A 456-nucleotide genomic window follows, 5' to 3' on the forward strand; every position below is an offset into this window, starting at 1 on the left:
GATGTTGGCTCAGTGATCGCCACAGCCACCGATGCAGCCGGTAACACGCGAACAATTAGCTCAGACGACTTTGATAACACACCACCCACGCTTACTGTTGAGGTTGACGCACAAAGCGATAGCAATACCCCAGTTATTAGCGGTTCGAGCGATGCGGGCGAAGGCGCGCAAGTCACTATTGTGGTCACCGACAGCGATGGCAACCCACAAACCATCACAGCGCTTGTGGATGCAAACGGCGATTGGAGTGCTACACCAAGTACACCGCTAAGCGAAGGCGATAGTACGATTGAAGTGAGCGTACGCGATAGCGTAGGCAACGAAACCACCGTGAGTGAAACCACCACTATCGACACGCAAGCGCCAACACTTACGATACAAAATGTAGGCGATGTAAACGACCTAACACCGACATTACAAGGCACTAGTAACGAAATTGGCGGCACGGTCACACTC

1 protein-coding gene is annotated in these 456 nt (G+C 52.4%); it reads left to right on the top strand.

The window, feature by feature from the left end:
• On the top strand, positions 1-456 hold a 456-nt coding region (locus tag J8L73_RS19180), incomplete at both ends, for an Ig-like domain-containing protein (RefSeq protein ID WP_247659720.1).

The organism is Pseudoalteromonas sp. MMG006, from assembly GCF_018101025.1.
In the GTDB taxonomy this organism is placed as follows: domain Bacteria; phylum Pseudomonadota; class Gammaproteobacteria; order Enterobacterales; family Alteromonadaceae; genus Pseudoalteromonas.